Annotated in this window: 2 protein-coding genes; both read left to right on the forward strand. The window is 59.3% G+C overall.

What is annotated here, in order from left to right:
* A partial coding sequence (locus ABI_RS22050; RefSeq protein ID WP_040309851.1) for an elongation factor Tu occupies positions 1-783 on the forward strand: 783 nt, incomplete at its 5' end.
* Between the two features lie 274 nt (positions 784-1,057).
* Positions 1,058-1,486, forward strand: a complete 429-nt coding sequence (locus ABI_RS22055; RefSeq protein ID WP_006275289.1) for a hypothetical protein — start codon at positions 1,058-1,060, stop codon at positions 1,484-1,486.
* The last annotated feature ends 57 nt before the right edge of the window (positions 1,487-1,543 follow it).

The raw sequence follows: 1,543 nt of genomic DNA on the forward strand, positions 1-1,543 counted from the left end.
AAGGTCGACCTGGTCGACGACGCCGAACTGCTGGAACTGGTCGAAATGGAAGTGCGCGAGCTTCTGTCGTCCTACCAGTTCCCGGGCGACGATATCCCCATCACCATGGGCTCGGCCAAGGCCGCGACCGATGGCGTCAACCCGGACATCGGTGAAAAGCAAATCCTGGCTCTGATGGAAACCGTCGACGCCTACATCCCGCAGCCGGAGCGTCCGATCGACCTGCCGTTCCTGATGCCGGTCGAAGACGTGTTCTCGATCTCGGGCCGTGGTACGGTCGTCACCGGCCGTGTCGAACGCGGCATTGTCAAGGTTGGCGAAGAAGTCGAAATCGTCGGCATCCGTCCGGTGCAAAAGACGATCTGCACCGGCGTCGAAATGTTCCGCAAGCTGCTGGACCAGGGCCAAGCCGGCGACAACGTCGGTCTGCTGCTGCGCGGCACCAAGCGTGAAGACGTCGAACGTGGCCAAGTTCTCTGCAAGCCCGGCTCGATCAAGCCGCACAGCAAGTTCGTGGCTGAAGCCTACATCCTGACCAAGGAAGAGGGCGGCCGTCACACCCCGTTCTTCACCAACTACCGTCCGCAATTCTACTTCCGCACCACGGACGTGACCGGTATCGTGCGTCTGAAGGAAGGCGTGGAAATGATCATGCCGGGCGATAACGCCGAACTGGACGTTGAACTGATCACCCCGATCGCCATGGAAGAGAAGCTGCGCTTCGCTATCCGTGAAGGCGGCCGCACCGTCGGCGCCGGCGTCGTGTCGAAGATCGTCGAATAGTAAAAGGCGAGGGGGCCTCGGGCCCCCTCGACCCCCGTTACTCGGCGGTGCCGGTCAGAGATTGAACGGCAAACAGACATACAAACTGAAACCCCCTTGGGCTGAAAAGGCCCAAGGGGGTTTCAGTTTGTATTTTTGCTTCTCGTTGAACCCCGATCAACGCTATCGAGTTTCGGGGTCCAGGGGTCTGAGACCCCTGGCCTTATTCCTGTATCGATGACCTTTTTTACCGGCCTTTAATTTGCCAAGAATTTGACATGTGCTATGGTGCAATATGGGCCGTTCACATCACCTGACGTCTAAGACCATTTTCCTGGCACTGACCTTGTGCGGCCTGGGCCTGTCGGGCTGTGAGCACATGTACGGCGGGGTTGACGCCGGCGTGGCCAGTGTCGGCGCCGTCAAGCGCGCAGACAATCTGTACGACGTCGTCTATATGGGCAACGACAAGACAGCCCCCGAATACCGCCGCGCCATGGCCATGAAACAGTCGGCCGAGCTGTGCAAGTCCCAGGGCTTCCAGTACGTCAAGGCCAGCGATACCCAGGTCTTCTCGACCTTCGAATCGCCGGAAAAACTTCCCGCGAGCGAGGCGCCCCAGGTGACGCTTCAGGTCTCCTGCCACGCGGTTCAGGACGCCGACAGCATTGTCGCGGTTGATTCGGTCATCGCCAGCATTACGTCGCAATACACCACCAACTAACACAAGCCGCGAAAGTCTTGATATCGCGGATTGGCAAGCGCTCCACAGAACGTACTC

The sequence above is a fragment of the Asticcacaulis biprosthecium C19 genome (assembly GCF_000204015.1).
GTDB lineage: Bacteria > Pseudomonadota > Alphaproteobacteria > Caulobacterales > Caulobacteraceae > Asticcacaulis > Asticcacaulis biprosthecius.